Origin of the sequence: Alkalihalobacillus sp. NPDC127517 (assembly GCF_050276055.1) — a bacterium.
Classification (GTDB): Bacteria; Bacillota; Bacilli; order Bacillales; family Bacillaceae_D; genus Alkalicoccobacillus.
The window spans coordinates 1-14,589 of sequence record NZ_JBNNQX010000031.1 but is presented as its reverse complement, the minus strand read 5'-3'; the positions used below and the strand labels follow the sequence as shown (position 1 = coordinate 14,589).

The following is a 14,589-nucleotide window of genomic DNA, read 5'->3' as shown; positions in this document are numbered from 1 at the left end:
CGTACGCAAGATATTGAACCGCCGTATACGGAACCGTACGTACGGTGGTGTGAGAGGTCGGATAATCAATTAATGATTATCCTCCTACTCGATTGGAGGGGAGGGGGAGTGTGATGTCGAATATGATTGGCAAGGAGGGGTCCGCCATCATACAAGTTAAAGAAAGAAGTATGCCGTTAAAGTTAAAGCAGCTCCGTGCTCTTCATGCAAGACTTAGCCCAACTCACACCAGCTATAAAAACGTTTATCATGAACTGACAAAAAGAGAGCTGGGATTACAGGGAGAACGAGCTTTGGATTTTCATCTTCAGTTTCTAAATGATGATTTTATTCTTTTTCATGACTTACGAATCAGTGGAATCAATCAAACCTTTTTTCAAATTGATACGTTAGTTCTTTGCCCTCAATTTATATCAATTGTAGAAGTAAAAAACATCGCTGGCAGTATCCATTTTGAGCAAACATCAGGACAAATGATTAGAAAACTACATGACCGAGTGGAGAGTTTACCAAATCCATTAACTCAAATTCACAGACAGCAAATTCAGTTACAGCATTTCCTTCTGAATCACCAATTTCCCTCGATCCCCATAAAGTCACTCATCACGTTTTCTAACCCCACAACCATAATAGAAACTGAACATCCATTGATCATACGAACAGAATATCTCCCGAGCAAAATTGAAAAAATTCAAAGTCAATTTCCTGTGAAAAAGCTAAGATCCACGGACATAAAAAAGTTGGTAGACTGCCTCAAGAAAGCGCATGTTCCAGAACGAACATACCCACTCGAATCCTACTCAATTAAACCTTCAGATCTACGTAAAGGAGTAGATTGCCCCTCATGTAACCATCCCGACATGACTCGCTTCAAAAAGAATGGAAGCTGGTATTGCATTCGCTGCAAACTTTTTTCAAAAACTGCTCATCTTCATGCAATAGAGCAATTCTCCACTCTTTTAGAAAAAAAGCTCGCTAACAAAGATGCGCGAACATACTTAAAAATCGAATCGCGCCACACAGCCTATCGGATGTTAAAGGAATTTGATGCTCAAAAAAAATGAGAATGCTTGCGCAAAAAAGCATGGAATGAGCAGAAAAGCGGGTTCGGTGCGCAAAAAAGCTTAGAATGAGCAGAAAAGCGGGTTCGGTGCGCAAAAAAACTTATAATGCGCAGAAAAGCGGGTTCGGTGCTCAAAAAAGCTTAGAATGCGCAGAAAAAAGGGTCCGGTGCGCAAAAAAGCATGGAATGAGCAGAAAAGCGGGTTCGGTGCGTAAAAAAGCATGGAATGAGCAGAAAAGCGGGTTCGGTGCTCAAAAAAGCTTAGAATGCGCAGAAAAAAGGGTCCGGTGCGCAAAAAAGCATGGAATGCGCAAAAAGCAGGGTCCGATGCTCAAAAAAGCTTAGAATGAGCAGAAAAGCGGGTTCGGTGCTCAAAAAAGCATGGAATGCGCAAAAAAGCGGGTCAGGTGCTCAAAAAAGCTTATAATGCGCAAAAAGCAGGGTCTGATGCTCAAAAACCAGGAACCCCAACCGCTATGCTGACATATCACACCTTACCCCGATCTAAACCAACACCCTCACCCAACCTCCGACAAAATTTCCCGCACGGTTAGCGCCAGTAAAAAGTAAGCATGCAATCCGAGTAAGGAAGCGGGATAGCCCACACGTGTGCCGTCTTCATCTGGCACCAGACCTTGGTGCAGATTTAAATCGAGTGTGAGATCGCTATATGAGACTAGAGATGCTTCGTTGTTCTCTGTTATGGTAGTAATAGAGAGAAAAGGAATTCCGCGTCTGGCTAGTTTGCGGGCAAGCTGCACGGCTTCTTCGTCGTGGGAAAAACGAGTGGCAAGCACTACGCGGTCGCGCTCTGTCACAGAATCAATGCCATACTCATCAAATGAGTGAACGTTTGGCAGAGCTTCGTATCCGTGAACGGCTTCTGCTTCGATGGCTTTCATTTCACCGAATGCGGCAATGTATACATGATCGTCAGTTGTAAGAGCCTGGCTTAAAAGTCGTGCAGCGTCTTCGATGTCTTCTTCTTTATGTAAAAGAGCTTTTGTAGCTCCTGTTACTTGAGTGGTAAATATACGAAGCATATGGATTCTCCTTTGAATCAGTTTTATTGTGTTGCTATTGTAACAAACTTCACAAGCCTACGCTTGTGTAAACAAATTTCGATTTATTTTAACAAAATGCAAACAAAAGCAGGATTCCTTATCGAGAACACCGAAACTAGTTCTTTATCTCTAAACAACGGCTAGCGCATAAGGAGGTTGAAAATTGAAAAAATTACTGGTGGTAGACGACCAATATGGCATACGTGTGCTTCTTAACGAAATTTTGCAGAAAGATGGTTATGCCGTTTATCAGGCAGCAAACGGCGTCCAAGCCCTAAGTATCGTTCAAGATGATCATCCGGATCTCATCTTACTCGACATGAAGATTCCTGGTATGGATGGCTTGGAGATTCTCCGAAGAATCAAAGTGACGCATCCTGATATAAAAGTGATTATGATGACCGCATACGGAGAATTGAATTTAATTAACGAAGCGATTGAGCTTGGAGCGGTTAGTTACTTTTCAAAACCATTTGATATTGATGATGTGAGACAGGTCATTCGAGAACATTTGTAAAATTGAAGGGCTTTCACGCGGTGAATTTCTAAAAATCGTGGAAACTAAGGCGTAAAAAACGTGTTTTTGACTCATAATATGCTATAATGGATTCGATCAAAAGAACACAAAATGTAACCAACACGTGATTGGTTCAACTATAATTTTATAGTGGACAAGCTCTGTGGATTCCGGTCTACACCTTCGCGTATGCAGTAGCAAGTGGTTAATTTTGACGCTCTGATGTAAGAAAATCTGCAATATATAGTAGGAGGATCATCATTATGCCTTTAGTTTCAATGACAGACATGCTGAACAAAGCAAAATCAGAAGGTTATGCTGTTGGACAGTTTAACGTAAACAACCTTGAGTTTACTCAAGCGATTCTTCAAGCAGCCAAAGAGGAGAACTCTCCAGTTATTCTTGGTGTATCTGAAGGTGCTGCTCGTTACATGGGTGGGTTCAAAACAATTGTAAAATTGGTTGAATCTCTTATGGAAGAGTATGAAGTAGAAGTTCCTGTAGCTATTCACCTTGACCACGGTTCAAGTCTTGAAAGCTGCGCGCGCGCAATCCGTGCTGGATTCACTTCTGTTATGATTGATGGATCTCATCATCCACTAGAAGAAAACATTGAGCTTACTAAACGTGTTGTTCAAATGGCACACGCTGTAGGAGTTTCTGTAGAAGCTGAGCTTGGCCGTATTGGCGGACAAGAAGACGATCTAATCGTTGATGATGCTGAAGCAGCTTACGCGATTCCTGAAGAATGTAAAGAGCTTGTAGAAGCAACAGGCGTTGATTGCTTTGCTCCTGCACTAGGTTCTGTTCATGGTCCTTACAAAGGTGAACCAAACCTTGGTTTTGATCACATGAAAACAATTGATGGTCTTGTAGGTATTCCACTTGTTCTTCACGGTGGTACTGGAATTCCAACAAACGATATTAAAAAAGCGATTGAGTTTGGTCATGCCAAAATCAATGTAAATACAGAAAGCCAAATTTCTTCAGCGAAAGCAGTTCGTGAAACACTTGCTGCTAAGCCGGATGAGTATGATCCACGTAAATATCTTGGACCTGCTAGAGATGCTATCAAAGCAACAGTTGCTGGCAAAATGAAAGAATTTGGTTCTTCAAACAAGGCATAATCATGCACAATGATAAAAGCAGTTCTTTTGGAACTGCTTTTGTCGATTTTTCAACTAATCATGACAATCTACTTTAGAAAGCGATGTGTTCTTAATGAAATTCTTCATTGATACAGCAAATATTGACGAGATTCGTGAAGCAAAAGAGTTAGGCATTCTTTCAGGAGTTACTACAAATCCATCACTTGTGGCAAAAGAAGGCGTTGATTTCCACGATCGATTACGTGAAATCACAGATCTTGTTTCTGAATCTGTAAGCGCTGAAGTTATTGCACTTGACGCTGAAACAATGATTAGTGAAGGGAAAGAGCTTGCTGCGATTGCTCCAAACATTACAGTTAAGGTTCCAATGACACCAGATGGTCTTAAAGCCGTTCACGCATTTTCTGAGCTAGGAATCAAAACAAACGTAACGCTTGTCTTCTCTGCGGTACAAGCTTTGCTTGCAGCACGTGCAGGAGCAACCTATGTATCTCCGTTCCTTGGTAGACTTGATGATATTGGACATGATGGACTTGACCTGATTGATCAAATTGCAGCAATTTTTGAGACACACGAGCTACCTACAGAAATTATTGCAGCATCTGTTCGCCATCCGGTTCACGTAACAGAAGCAGCAATTAGAGGTGCTCATATTGCAACGATTCCGCTGAATGTAATCAAACAATTGACTAAACACCCACTGACTGATCAAGGGATTGAGAAGTTCCTTGCTGACTGGGATAATCGTAATAACTAATTCATGACAGATGGCGGACCATTTAGCTCTTAAGCGAATTTGGTCCGTCCTTCTGCCCAGTTTATGTCATGGTCAGCTTTTATAATTAGGATGAAACTGGCTATACTGGTTAGAAGGACGGAACGAGGAAAGAAGGGAAGCGATCATGGATAAATTAATGATTGAAGGCGGGTACCCTTTAGAAGGAACCGTACAAATAGGTGGAGCAAAAAATAGTGCAGTGGCACTAATTCCTGCAGCTATTTTAGCAGATAGCCCTGTGACCATTGACAACTTACCAAATATTTCAGATGTAGAGTTGCTCTCAGAGCTTTTAAAAGAAATTGGTGGTTCTGTTGAGTTAAGTGATCATGAGATGACGATTCATCCTGAAGAGATGTTTTCGATGCCACTCCCAAATGGACGAGTGAAACAATTACGTGCGTCCTATTATTTAATGGGAGCTATGCTTGGTAAATTCAAGAAAGCGGTTATTGGACTTCCGGGTGGCTGTAACTTAGGACCTCGACCAATAGATCAGCATATAAAAGGGTTTGAAGCACTTGGCGCCAAAGTAACCAATGAACAAGGTGCCATTTATTTGCGTGCGGATGAACTCAAAGGTGCTCGTATTTACCTTGATGTTGTCAGCGTTGGAGCAACCATTAATATCATGTTAGCCGCTGTTCTAGCTAAAGGACAGACGGTGATCGAAAATGCAGCCAAAGAACCAGAAATCATTGATGTTGCGACTCTGCTTACAAACATGGGAGCAAAAATTAAGGGTGCTGGGACTAATGTCATTCGTATAGATGGCGTTGAATCGTTGCATGGATGTCGTCATACCATTATTCCTGACCGAATTGAGGCAGGGACCTATATGATTCTTGCAGCTGCAATTGGTCAAAAAGTGGTTGTTGATAATATTATTCCGTATCACGTAGAGTCGTTGATTGCGAAACTACGAGAAATGGGTGTCACCGTTGAAGAACGAGATGACCAGGTATTAATTGAAAATCAAAAAGAGAAAACGGGAGTGGATATTAAGACACTTGTCTATCCAGGATTCCCGACTGATTTGCAACAACCTTTCACAACCTTGCTCACACAAGCAAAAGGAACCAGTATTGTAACCGACACCATTTATAATGCTCGCTTTAAACATATCGATGAAATTCGTCGGATGGGAGCAGATGTAAAGGTAGAAGGCAGGTCAGCCATTATTAATGGTGCAACCGAACTTCAGGGTGCAAAAGTGAGAGCAAGCGATCTTCGAGCCGGGGCTGCGTTATTAATCGCAGGATTAATGGCCAACGGTGTAACAGAACTTTCAGGTCTAGAACATGTAGACCGCGGATATGAGAATCTAGAAGAAAAACTTGTAGGATTAGGTGCACGAATCTGGCGCGAACAAATGTCAGAAGAAGAACGCGAGCAAGTAAAAAGCTAATAGATGATGTACGTATACGGGGAGGAGTCTGGTTATGGAAAGAAGTTTGTCAATGGAACTAGTACGTGTGACGGAGGCTGCAGCCTTAGCGTCTGGACGTTGGATGGGAAGAGGGAATAAGGAAGAGGCGGATCGCGCGGCAACAGAAGCGATGCGTGATGTCTTTGATACCATTCCGATGAAGGGTACGGTTGTGATCGGTGAAGGGGAAATGGATGAAGCCCCAATGCTTTACATAGGAGAAAAGCTTGGGAACGGCTATGGTCCACGTGTAGATGTTGCCGTTGATCCGTTAGAGGGTACAAATATTGTTGCGTATGGTCAGTGGAATGCACTTGCTGTACTTGCGGTCGCTGATAATGGGCAGCTTTTGAACGCTCCGGATATGTATATGGAAAAGATTGCGGTAGGACCAGAATCTGTTGGACTTGTTGACATCGATGCACCTGTTATTGACAATCTTCGAGCTGTAGCAAAAGCGAAGAACAAGGACATTGAAGATCTTGTGGTTACGATTTTGAATCGTGAGCGCCATGCAAAAATGATCCAAGAAATTCGTGAGGCAGGCGCCAGAATCAAACTTCTTTCTGATGGGGATGTAGCGGCGGCGATTAACACTGCTTTTGGTGATACAGGTGTGGATATCATGCTTGGATCAGGTGGTGCGCCTGAGGGTGTCATCGCAGCAGCAGGATTAAAATGTCTAGGTGGAGAATTACAAGGACGTTTGCTTCCGCAAAATGATGCAGAAATCGAACGGTGCCATAAGATGGGGATCACAGACATCGATAAAGTCTTTATGATGGATGATCTAGTAGGTGGAGATGATTGTATTTTTGCTGCAACCGGCGTTACCGATGGCGAACTCCTAAAAGGGGTCCGTTATAAAGGGAAAAATGCCGACACCCAGTCCATTGTTATGCGAGCAAAATCCGGTACCATCCGCTTTGTTGAAGGAACGCATAGTATGAAGAAAAAGCCAGACCTTGTTATTCGTTAAGCGAGTGTAATACTAGAACCAGCAGAGTCTCTCTGTTGGTTCTTTTTGTTTGCTCTCTTCTATTTTTTTGTGGGGTATTGAATATTTAGTATGTTTTAGGGTAATATAAGAGAATATACTCGCTATCATACATGAACCGCGAATAGATTTCTCCACGAATTCTCCTATTTAGATTAATGGATGACGTACACAAACTCCCAAATTGACTAAAACGTTAAATACATTTCCAACTTTACGTACAAACTTTCTTTCAGTAAGTAGTTTTATAGTCTATTTTGTGATGAGCTTTTAAGAAATACATTCAAAAAAGCGCTTTCAAAGAATGAACGAAAATTATTAGAAACGTGGTGTAAGAATGAGTGTCCACATTGGTGAACTTGAAAAATTAAAATTAAAGGAACTCTATGAACTTGCGAAGGAGTACAAAGTTTCCTATTATAGTAAACTTACAAAAAGAGAATTAATCTTTTCCATTCTAAAGGGCCAGGCTGAAAAGGACGGCCTTATGTTTATGGAGGGTGTGTTAGATATTGTCCCAAACGAAGGGTTTGGATTCCTTCGACCGATTGCTTATAAGCCGAGTGTAGAGGATATTTACATTTCTGCTTCGCAAATCCGTCGCTTTGATTTGCGTAAAGGGGATAAGGTATCTGGGAAAGTTCGTCCACCTAAAGAGAATGAACGATTCCATGGCTTACTTCATGTAGAGGCAGTGAACGGGAAAGCACCAGAAACGTCCAAGGACCGTCCGTATTTCCCAGCTTTAACACCGTTGTATCCTGAGGTGAAAATTGAGCTTGAGTCTAAACCGGGCCGAGTTTCTTCTCGTATTATTGATATCATTTCTCCAATTGGTTTCGGTCAACGTGGATTAATTGTTGCTCCTCCAAAGGCAGGGAAAACATCCTTGATGAAGGAAGTAGCCAATAGTATTGCGGATAACCACCCGGATGTGGAGCTAATGGTTCTATTAATTGATGAGCGTCCAGAGGAAGTAACAGACATTGAGCGTTCTGTAAAAGGCGAAGTGATTAGCTCGACCTTTGATGAGGTGCCTGAAAATCATATTAAAGTGGCAGAACTTGTACTTGAGCGTGCTATGCGTCTTGTTGAGCACAAAAAAGATGTTGTGATCTTAATGGATAGTATTACACGTCTTGCACGTGCGTATAACCTGCATATTCCACCAAGTGGACGTACCCTTTCAGGGGGGATTGATCCGGCGGCATTCCACCGTCCAAAGCGATTCTTTGGAGCAGCGCGTAATATTGAAGAGGGCGGCAGCTTAACCATTTTAGCAACGGCTCTTATTGAAACGGGCTCTCGTATGGATGATGTCATCTATGAGGAATTTAAAGGAACAGGTAACATGGAGCTTCATCTTGATCGTAAGCTTTCTGAGCGTCGAATCTTCCCATCCATTGATATTCGTCGCTCTGGAACTCGTAAAGAAGAGTTACTTATTGATAAGTCGCAGCTAGATAAACTGTGGACAATCCGTAAAACAATGAATGATTCTGCAGAGTACGTGGATCAGTTCATTAAACGTGTGAAGACGACAAAAACTAACGATGAGTTTTTTGAATCTCTTGATCAAGACATGAAGGGTGTGCGCAAACGCCCGGTTAGCTCAAAATCATAAGAAAAACGATATTGCATTTGTCTGTCGAAATTGATATAATTCTTGCGTGTGCGAACTAACTCTGTTTCGAAGAGATTCAGGGCAAAAGGAGATGAAAGATTATGAAACAGGATATCCATCCTAATTACCAAAAGGTTGTCTTTTTAGACACAAGTACAGGATTCAAATTTTTGAGTGGTTCTACTAAAGGATCTGCTGAAACAACAGAATGGGAAGATGGTAACACATACCCACTTCTTAAAGTTGAGATCAGCTCTGATTCACACCCGTTCTACACTGGTAAGCAGAAGCTTAACGATGTTGGCGGACGTGTTGACCGTTTCAAAAAGAAATACAACCTATAAGAAATATAGCAGGCAGACATACTTGCCTGCTTTTTTTCTGTCTATACATAGCTTATAACTTTAGGCGAACCCTATACATCGTACGTAAAGTGCGATATCGTATGGGGAAAGAACATAGTAAGGTGGGTTCAAATGAACAGTCATAATCAGGAAGGTCGAATCGAAGTGATTTGCGGAGGCATGTTTTCGGGCAAATCAGAAGAGCTGATTCGTCGCGTGCGTCGTGTCGGATTCGGCAAACTAAAAGCGCAAGTCTTTAAACCATTACTTGATAATCGATATAGTGTTGAAGAAGTGGTTTCACATAACGGCAATAAAGTCTGGGCAGAGCCTGTCGCAACGGCGAAGGACTTGCTTCAAGCTGTAGATGAAGATACGGTGGTTGTCGCCATTGATGAGGTTCAATTTTTTGATACAGCCATTATTGATACAGCAAGTGAACTAGCTGATCGTGGGATTGGTGTGATTTGCGCAGGTCTTGATCTCGATTTTCGTGGTGAACCATTTGGACCGACCATGCAGCTGATGGCTTTGGCTGAACAAGTGACGAAACTACAAGCGGTTTGCGCAAACTGTGCGGCGTCAGCAAGTCGGACTCAGCGATTGATTAACGGGGAACCAGCCTCTTATAACGATCCAATCATCTTAGTCGGTGCTTCCGAATCGTATGAGCCAAGATGTCGACACTGTCATCAAGTACCAGACGAGCCGGCTCAATTTTTTAATAAAGACGAGGAATCGGCTCCTTCTCATCCATAAGAAAAAAGGTCGAGACTTAACTTTAATTTGGATGGGAAACACGAACATAGCACAATATTCGCTGCATGAGAATCCCTCGCTTTCCGTGGGTACGGCCTCAGCCCCTTCCGCGGAAAGGGCGCCGCTACAGTGTCTTCACCACGTACTTATCCACAGGAGTCTCGGGTTCTCCTTACGCTCGTTTTCTCGAAAACACAAATGGCGAATGATTAGACCATCTAATCATTCGCCATTTTCTTATTTCATTTTTAGTTTAGACTAAATTTTTTTTCTCTTTCACCGTCTCCGTGCCGTTTGTTGAAGCGGGTCCCAGACGCTGTTATACGGCGGGGCGTAGGAAAGATCCAGGTTCTCAATTTGTTCCATTGTTACCGAGTAATAGAGTGCGGTCGCCAGCACATCAACTCGTTTGTCGACACCGGTTTTACCGATAAATTGGCCACCGAGTACCTGTTCCGTATCACGGTGATAGACGAGTAAACTATCTATTCGTTCCGCATTCGGATGATAAGCGGCACTTGTGGAGGTTTCTGTTTCAGATATGGCACACGGAAACTTAAGCTCCTGCGCTTCCCTTGATGAAAGCCCTGTTCGTGCTAAAGTTAAATCAAAAAATTGCATGATCGCTGTACCAACAACCCCTTGAAATGCACGCGCGTGACCAATCATGTTCAGGCCAGCTAACCGACCTTGTTTATTGGCGTGTGTGCCTAGTGGAAGAAAGTCATCGATCTGCTTTAATCTGTGATATTGAGTGGCGCAATCTCCAGCCGCATAAATGCACGGCACACTTGATTCCAGGTAAGCATTTACTTTAATCGCTCCCTTTGGTGAGAGGTGGATGCCTGTTCCATCCAGAAAATCTGTGTTCGGCGTGACGCCAACAGCTACAATGACAAGATCTGTTTGAATCGTTTGCTCCATCGTTTGTACGGTCTGGACAATTCCATTCGTATCCCCGGTGAATCCTGTGACGGTTGCTCCTAATATAAGCTCTACTCCATGCTTAGTGGCCTCATCTTGAATAAGAGAGGACATACTCTTTTCAAAATCAGCGCCTAACCGCTCAGACCGATTAATGATCGTTACCTTTTTACCGAGCAACGCCATATTTTCAGCAACCTCAAGGCCGATATAACCGCCTCCGACTATCGTCACGTGATTCACATCATCCCCAAGATCATTCATGATCGCAAGTGCATCCGGAATCGTTTTTAACGTATGGATACGTCCAAGATCAATTCCATTCCAATCTGGAACGATGGGTCTAGCGCCTGTTGCGATCAATAGCTTGTCGTAAGGAACCTCAAATCCATCGCCACTTACCGTTTTTTGCTTCGGATCAACACCTGTCACTCTGTGATTCACGCGCGCATCAATCCCGTGCTTTTCGCGGAATGTCTCAACATCACGTGCCACTAGCTGATCCGCATCTTCTACAACTCCACTAAGTAGATACGGCAAGCCACATTGTGCATACGAATAATACGTTCCACTCTCTAATACAGTAACCTCTGCATCCTCATCATTGCGTACAATCTGCATCGCTGCACTCATGCCGGCAGCGTCCCCGCCAATAATCACATACTTCATCCGATCACCTCCAACTTCATTATAATCTATCTCAAAGGATTCCCTAACGTCAGGTTGATCAAACAAAGGAAACATCAGGATTGACGAACGGTGTCTCGTTTCGTATGATGAGAACAGTCTTTTTAGGATTAGAGGGGGCTTTTGCGTCATGCTCATTGTCAAGAAAGTATTAAATAATAATGTGTTGGTTGCGAGTCACCCTGACTATGATGAAGTTGTCCTCATCGGAAAAGGCTTAGGCTTTGGAAAATCTTCTGGAGATGAAGTCGGCAGAGAACAAGCGGAGAAGTTCTTTGTATTAAGGGAAGAATCCGAACAAAAACAGTACCAGCAATTAATGCACTATATAGATGAAGGCTTTTTAGCATTGATGAACGATGTTATTGAATTAATTGAAGAAAAGCTCGCCACGCAGCTTTTTGAACATATACACGTTGCACTAACTGATCACTTGTTCTATGCAATCAAACGGATTAAACAAGGACAAGCGATTGTGAATCCATTTCTAAAAGAAACGGAGCTTGCCTACCCAAAGGAATTTAAAGTGGCTACAGACATTCGTGAGTTTGTATATGAAAAACTGGATGTGCTCCTGCCGGATAGTGAGATTGGATTTATTGCACTTCATATCCACAGTGGAATCACAAATCGTAGCCTTCAAGATGTGAACGCACATACACGATTAATTGCCCAGCTTGTGGATATTATTGAGCAACGCCTTCAGATTAAAGTCGATCGAACGGAAATCAATTACCTACGGCTTGTCCGTCATCTGCATTTTGCGATTGAACGAATTGAAGAAGAAAAGTATCTTGATCCAATGGAAGCGCTTAAAGAAGTATTGCAAAAAGAATACCCAGTGTGCTATAATCTGTCATGGAATCTCATAAAAGTCATGCAACAATCTCTCAAGAAACAAATTCCTGAGGGAGAAGCAGTGTATTTGACGCTTCACTTGCAACGTCTAACTCAAAATTAATACTTATCGTTTTCTTAAACGTGTGACTGGTGATGCAGGCATGAGAGAAAGAAAACGTTCGAATGGTCCACAGGAGGAGTCTATCCTTTTTTGACCACGAGCGTTCTTTCCCTCATGCCTTTTTTATGTGGATTTTACAATTTAACTAGGAGGAATACATGATGTTTAAACAAGCCTTTGGCGTGTTACAACGTATGGGTCGTGCACTAATGCTTCCGGTTGCGTTACTACCAGCAGCTGGTATCTTACTTGCTTTTGGGGATGCGATGCAGAACCCTGATATTATAAGTGCATTACCGTTTTTAGGAAATGATGTCTTCTCAATGATTTCAACCTTAATGCTTGAAACAGGAGATATCGTCTTTGCGAACCTGCCATTACTCTTTGCGGTTGGGGTAGCCATCGGACTCTCTAACGGAGACGGGGTAGCAGGACTTGCCGCTATTATTGGATTTTTAATTATTAACGTAACAATGGGGACCATGGGAGGCATCACGCCAGAAATGGTTGGCGCTGACCCTGCGTATGCGAGCGTACTCGGAATCCCAACCTTATCAACAGGTGTGTTCGGTGGGGTAATCGCCGGGTTACTTGCATCCTTCACTTTTAATAAATACTATAATATCAGCTTGCCGCAATACCTAGGATTCTTTGCTGGTAAACGATTTGTACCAATTGCAACAGCATTTTTCGCGATTTTCATGGGGGTCATTCTTCACTTTATCTGGCCTTTCATTCAAACAGGACTTAACTCATTCTCATACTTCATGACAGAAGCAAGCCCAGCGCTTAGCGTCTACATTTTCGGTGTGATTGAGCGTGCGCTAATTCCATTCGGATTGCACCACATTTTCTACTCACCATTCTGGTTTGAGTTTGGAACCTATGTGAACGCAGCAGGGGAAATGGTCAAAGGAGACCAAGCGATGTTCTTCGCTCAGATCCGTGACGGCGTTGAACCAACAGCAGGAACATTTATGGTTGGTAAATTCCCATTCATGATGTTTGGTCTACCAGCAGCAGCACTTGCGATCTATCACTGTGCAAAACCTAAACACAAAAAAGTCGTTGCCGGTCTAATGGGATCAGCAGCACTTACAGCATTCTTAACGGGAATCACAGAACCACTTGAGTTCTCATTCTTGTTTGTAGCACCTATTCTTTTTGTGATTCACACATTGATTGCCGGTCTATCATTCTTACTCATGTATCTATTAGACGTAAAAATCGGCATGAGCTTCTCCGGTGGAGTGATCGACTTCCTTCTTTACGGAGTTCTGCCTAACCGTACGGACTGGTGGTGGGTCATCATCGTAGGTCTAGGATTCTCAGTACTCTACTACGTATTATTCCGTTTCGCGATCCTAAAGTTCAACCTAATGACTCCAGGACGTGAGGAAGACGAAGAAGGGGAAGGTGCCGAAACAGCTTCAGCACCAGTAGGCGATCTACCATACGAAGTACTAAAAGCACTAGGAAACAAAGAAAACATTGCCAACCTTGACGCATGTATCACGCGACTACGCGTATCTGTAAAAGATGTTGATTCAGTTCAAAAAGATCGCCTGAAAAAACTTGGAGCATCTGGTGTGATGCAAGTAGGCCAAAACATCCAAGCCATCTTCGGACCAAAATCCGATCAGCTAAAAGGACAAATCAACGACATTATCTCAGGCAAGACACCAACGCCAATTGAAGAAGTCGAAACCGTTGTCGAAGCAGGACCAACAACCGAAGGCGAATTCACATTCACCCTTCCGATCACCGGAGAAATCCTACCAATCACAGATGTACCGGACAACGTATTTGCCGGGAAAATGATGGGAGACGGATTCGCCATCAAACCAACAGAAGGAATCGTACGCTCACCAATTACAGGAACCGTCGTGAACTTCTTCCCAACCAAGCACGCCCTTGGACTCGTAGACGAATCAGGCAAAGAAATCCTGATCCACGTTGGAATTGATACCGTCCACCTAAAAGGAGAAGGCTTCGAAGCACTAGTCGAACAAGGAGATAAAGTCACTCAAGGCCAAGAACTACTGCGCTTTGATACAGACATCATCTCTGAAAAAGCCGCATCCATCATCACACCAATCGTGTTCACCAACCTAGCCGAAGATGAATTCATCCAGCTCCTCAAGTCTGGAGAAGTCAAAGCAGGTACCGAGAACGTATTAGCGATTAAAAAAGCAGAATAGAGATTGAGAAGAAGCCAGAGCGGATGCTCTGGCTTTTTTTGTGTGTGCGCCCAGCATGGGTGATAACTTGGTGGTGAAAGTCCACTACAGGCTTGGCAGTAGGAACTGTTAGCTGACGGCAAGGGTGTCCAT

General features: G+C 43.0%; 13 protein-coding genes. 11 read left to right on the top strand and 2 right to left on the bottom strand.

Features of this window, described 5'->3' with window-relative positions; translation table 11 throughout:
- Positions 1-113: 113 nt before the first annotated feature.
- Positions 114-1,064, top strand: a complete 951-nt coding sequence (locus tag ACQKKO_RS21345; RefSeq protein ID WP_498650706.1) for a nuclease-related domain-containing protein — start codon at positions 114-116, stop codon at positions 1,062-1,064.
- Between the two features lie 517 nt (positions 1,065-1,581).
- Here ACQKKO_RS21345 and ACQKKO_RS21340 read toward each other — a convergent pair.
- On the bottom strand, positions 1,582-2,106 hold the full coding sequence (locus ACQKKO_RS21340; protein WP_498650704.1) for a DUF2529 family protein: 525 nt from the start codon (positions 2,104-2,106) through the stop codon (positions 1,582-1,584).
- A 184-nt stretch (positions 2,107-2,290) separates the two neighbouring features.
- On the opposite strand from ACQKKO_RS21340, the gene ACQKKO_RS21335 reads away from it, so the two are divergent.
- The 8 genes from ACQKKO_RS21335 (at position 2,291) to ACQKKO_RS21300 (ending at position 9,684) form a co-directional block, all read left to right on the top strand.
- A complete protein-coding gene (locus ACQKKO_RS21335) occupies positions 2,291-2,644 on the top strand; it encodes a response regulator (RefSeq protein ID WP_498650702.1) in 354 nt (117 codons plus the stop codon).
- Positions 2,645-2,907: 263 nt separating this feature from the next.
- Complete coding sequence (gene fba, locus ACQKKO_RS21330; RefSeq protein ID WP_498650700.1) at positions 2,908-3,771, top strand: class II fructose-1,6-bisphosphate aldolase; 864 nt, start codon at positions 2,908-2,910, stop codon at positions 3,769-3,771.
- 94 nt (positions 3,772-3,865) lie between these two features.
- On the top strand, positions 3,866-4,510 hold the full coding sequence (gene fsa, locus ACQKKO_RS21325; RefSeq protein ID WP_498650697.1) for a fructose-6-phosphate aldolase: 645 nt from the start codon (positions 3,866-3,868) through the stop codon (positions 4,508-4,510).
- Positions 4,511-4,655: 145 nt separating this feature from the next.
- Positions 4,656-5,939 (top strand): UDP-N-acetylglucosamine 1-carboxyvinyltransferase, encoded by a 1,284-nt coding sequence (murA, locus tag ACQKKO_RS21320; RefSeq protein WP_479824541.1) that lies wholly within the window; start codon positions 4,656-4,658, stop codon positions 5,937-5,939.
- A 34-nt stretch (positions 5,940-5,973) separates the two neighbouring features.
- The gene (gene glpX, locus ACQKKO_RS21315) at positions 5,974-6,939 is read left to right on the top strand and encodes a class II fructose-bisphosphatase (RefSeq protein WP_498650694.1); all 966 of its coding nucleotides are present in this window, start codon (positions 5,974-5,976) and stop codon (positions 6,937-6,939) included.
- A 355-nt stretch (positions 6,940-7,294) separates the two neighbouring features.
- Positions 7,295-8,581, top strand: coding sequence for a transcription termination factor Rho (gene rho / locus ACQKKO_RS21310; RefSeq protein ID WP_498650693.1), 1,287 nt, complete (start codon positions 7,295-7,297; stop codon positions 8,579-8,581).
- Positions 8,582-8,682: 101 nt separating this feature from the next.
- Positions 8,683-8,925, top strand: a complete 243-nt coding sequence (locus tag ACQKKO_RS21305) for a type B 50S ribosomal protein L31 (protein ID WP_343131636.1) — start codon at positions 8,683-8,685, stop codon at positions 8,923-8,925.
- A 132-nt stretch (positions 8,926-9,057) separates the two neighbouring features.
- Entirely contained in the window at positions 9,058-9,684 is a 627-nt protein-coding gene (locus tag ACQKKO_RS21300) for a thymidine kinase (RefSeq protein WP_498650689.1), read from the top strand.
- Positions 9,685-9,960: 276 nt separating this feature from the next.
- Here the strand turns inward: ACQKKO_RS21300 and ACQKKO_RS21295 are convergent, their stop codons facing one another.
- On the bottom strand, positions 9,961-11,277 hold the full coding sequence (locus ACQKKO_RS21295; RefSeq protein WP_498650686.1) for an FAD-dependent oxidoreductase: 1,317 nt from the start codon (positions 11,275-11,277) through the stop codon (positions 9,961-9,963).
- A 148-nt stretch (positions 11,278-11,425) separates the two neighbouring features.
- On the opposite strand from ACQKKO_RS21295, the gene glcT reads away from it, so the two are divergent.
- Positions 11,426-12,256 carry a glucose PTS transporter transcription antiterminator GlcT gene (gene glcT, locus ACQKKO_RS21290; protein WP_498650684.1) on the top strand — a complete coding sequence of 277 codons (831 nt, stop codon included), beginning with the start codon at positions 11,426-11,428 and terminating at the stop codon, positions 12,254-12,256.
- A 161-nt stretch (positions 12,257-12,417) separates the two neighbouring features.
- Positions 12,418-14,457, top strand: coding sequence for a glucose-specific PTS transporter subunit IIBC (gene ptsG, locus ACQKKO_RS21285; protein WP_498650707.1), 2,040 nt, complete (start codon positions 12,418-12,420; stop codon positions 14,455-14,457).
- Positions 14,458-14,589 lie beyond the last annotated feature (132 nt).

Excerpts from the sequence above, each read along its gene's own strand:
- glpX (WP_498650694.1), top strand. The coding sequence starts at position 5,974 with ATGGAAAGAAGTTTGTCAATGGAACTAGTACGTGTGACGGAGGCTGCA.
- fba (WP_498650700.1), top strand. The coding sequence starts at position 2,908 with ATGCCTTTAGTTTCAATGACAGACATGCTGAACAAAGCAAAATCAGAA.
- ACQKKO_RS21300 (WP_498650689.1), top strand. The coding sequence starts at position 9,058 with ATGAACAGTCATAATCAGGAAGGTCGAATCGAAGTGATTTGCGGAGGC.
- ACQKKO_RS21340 (WP_498650704.1), bottom strand. The coding sequence starts at position 2,106 with ATGCTTCGTATATTTACCACTCAAGTAACAGGAGCTACAAAAGCTCTT.
- glcT (WP_498650684.1), top strand. The coding sequence starts at position 11,426 with ATGCTCATTGTCAAGAAAGTATTAAATAATAATGTGTTGGTTGCGAGT.
- fsa (WP_498650697.1), top strand. The coding sequence starts at position 3,866 with ATGAAATTCTTCATTGATACAGCAAATATTGACGAGATTCGTGAAGCA.
- murA (WP_479824541.1), top strand. The coding sequence starts at position 4,656 with ATGGATAAATTAATGATTGAAGGCGGGTACCCTTTAGAAGGAACCGTA.
- ACQKKO_RS21345 (WP_498650706.1), top strand. The coding sequence starts at position 114 with ATGTCGAATATGATTGGCAAGGAGGGGTCCGCCATCATACAAGTTAAA.
- ptsG (WP_498650707.1), top strand. The coding sequence starts at position 12,418 with ATGTTTAAACAAGCCTTTGGCGTGTTACAACGTATGGGTCGTGCACTA.
- ACQKKO_RS21305 (WP_343131636.1), top strand. The coding sequence starts at position 8,683 with ATGAAACAGGATATCCATCCTAATTACCAAAAGGTTGTCTTTTTAGAC.
- ACQKKO_RS21295 (WP_498650686.1), bottom strand. The coding sequence starts at position 11,277 with ATGAAGTATGTGATTATTGGCGGGGACGCTGCCGGCATGAGTGCAGCG.
- rho (WP_498650693.1), top strand. The coding sequence starts at position 7,295 with ATGAGTGTCCACATTGGTGAACTTGAAAAATTAAAATTAAAGGAACTC.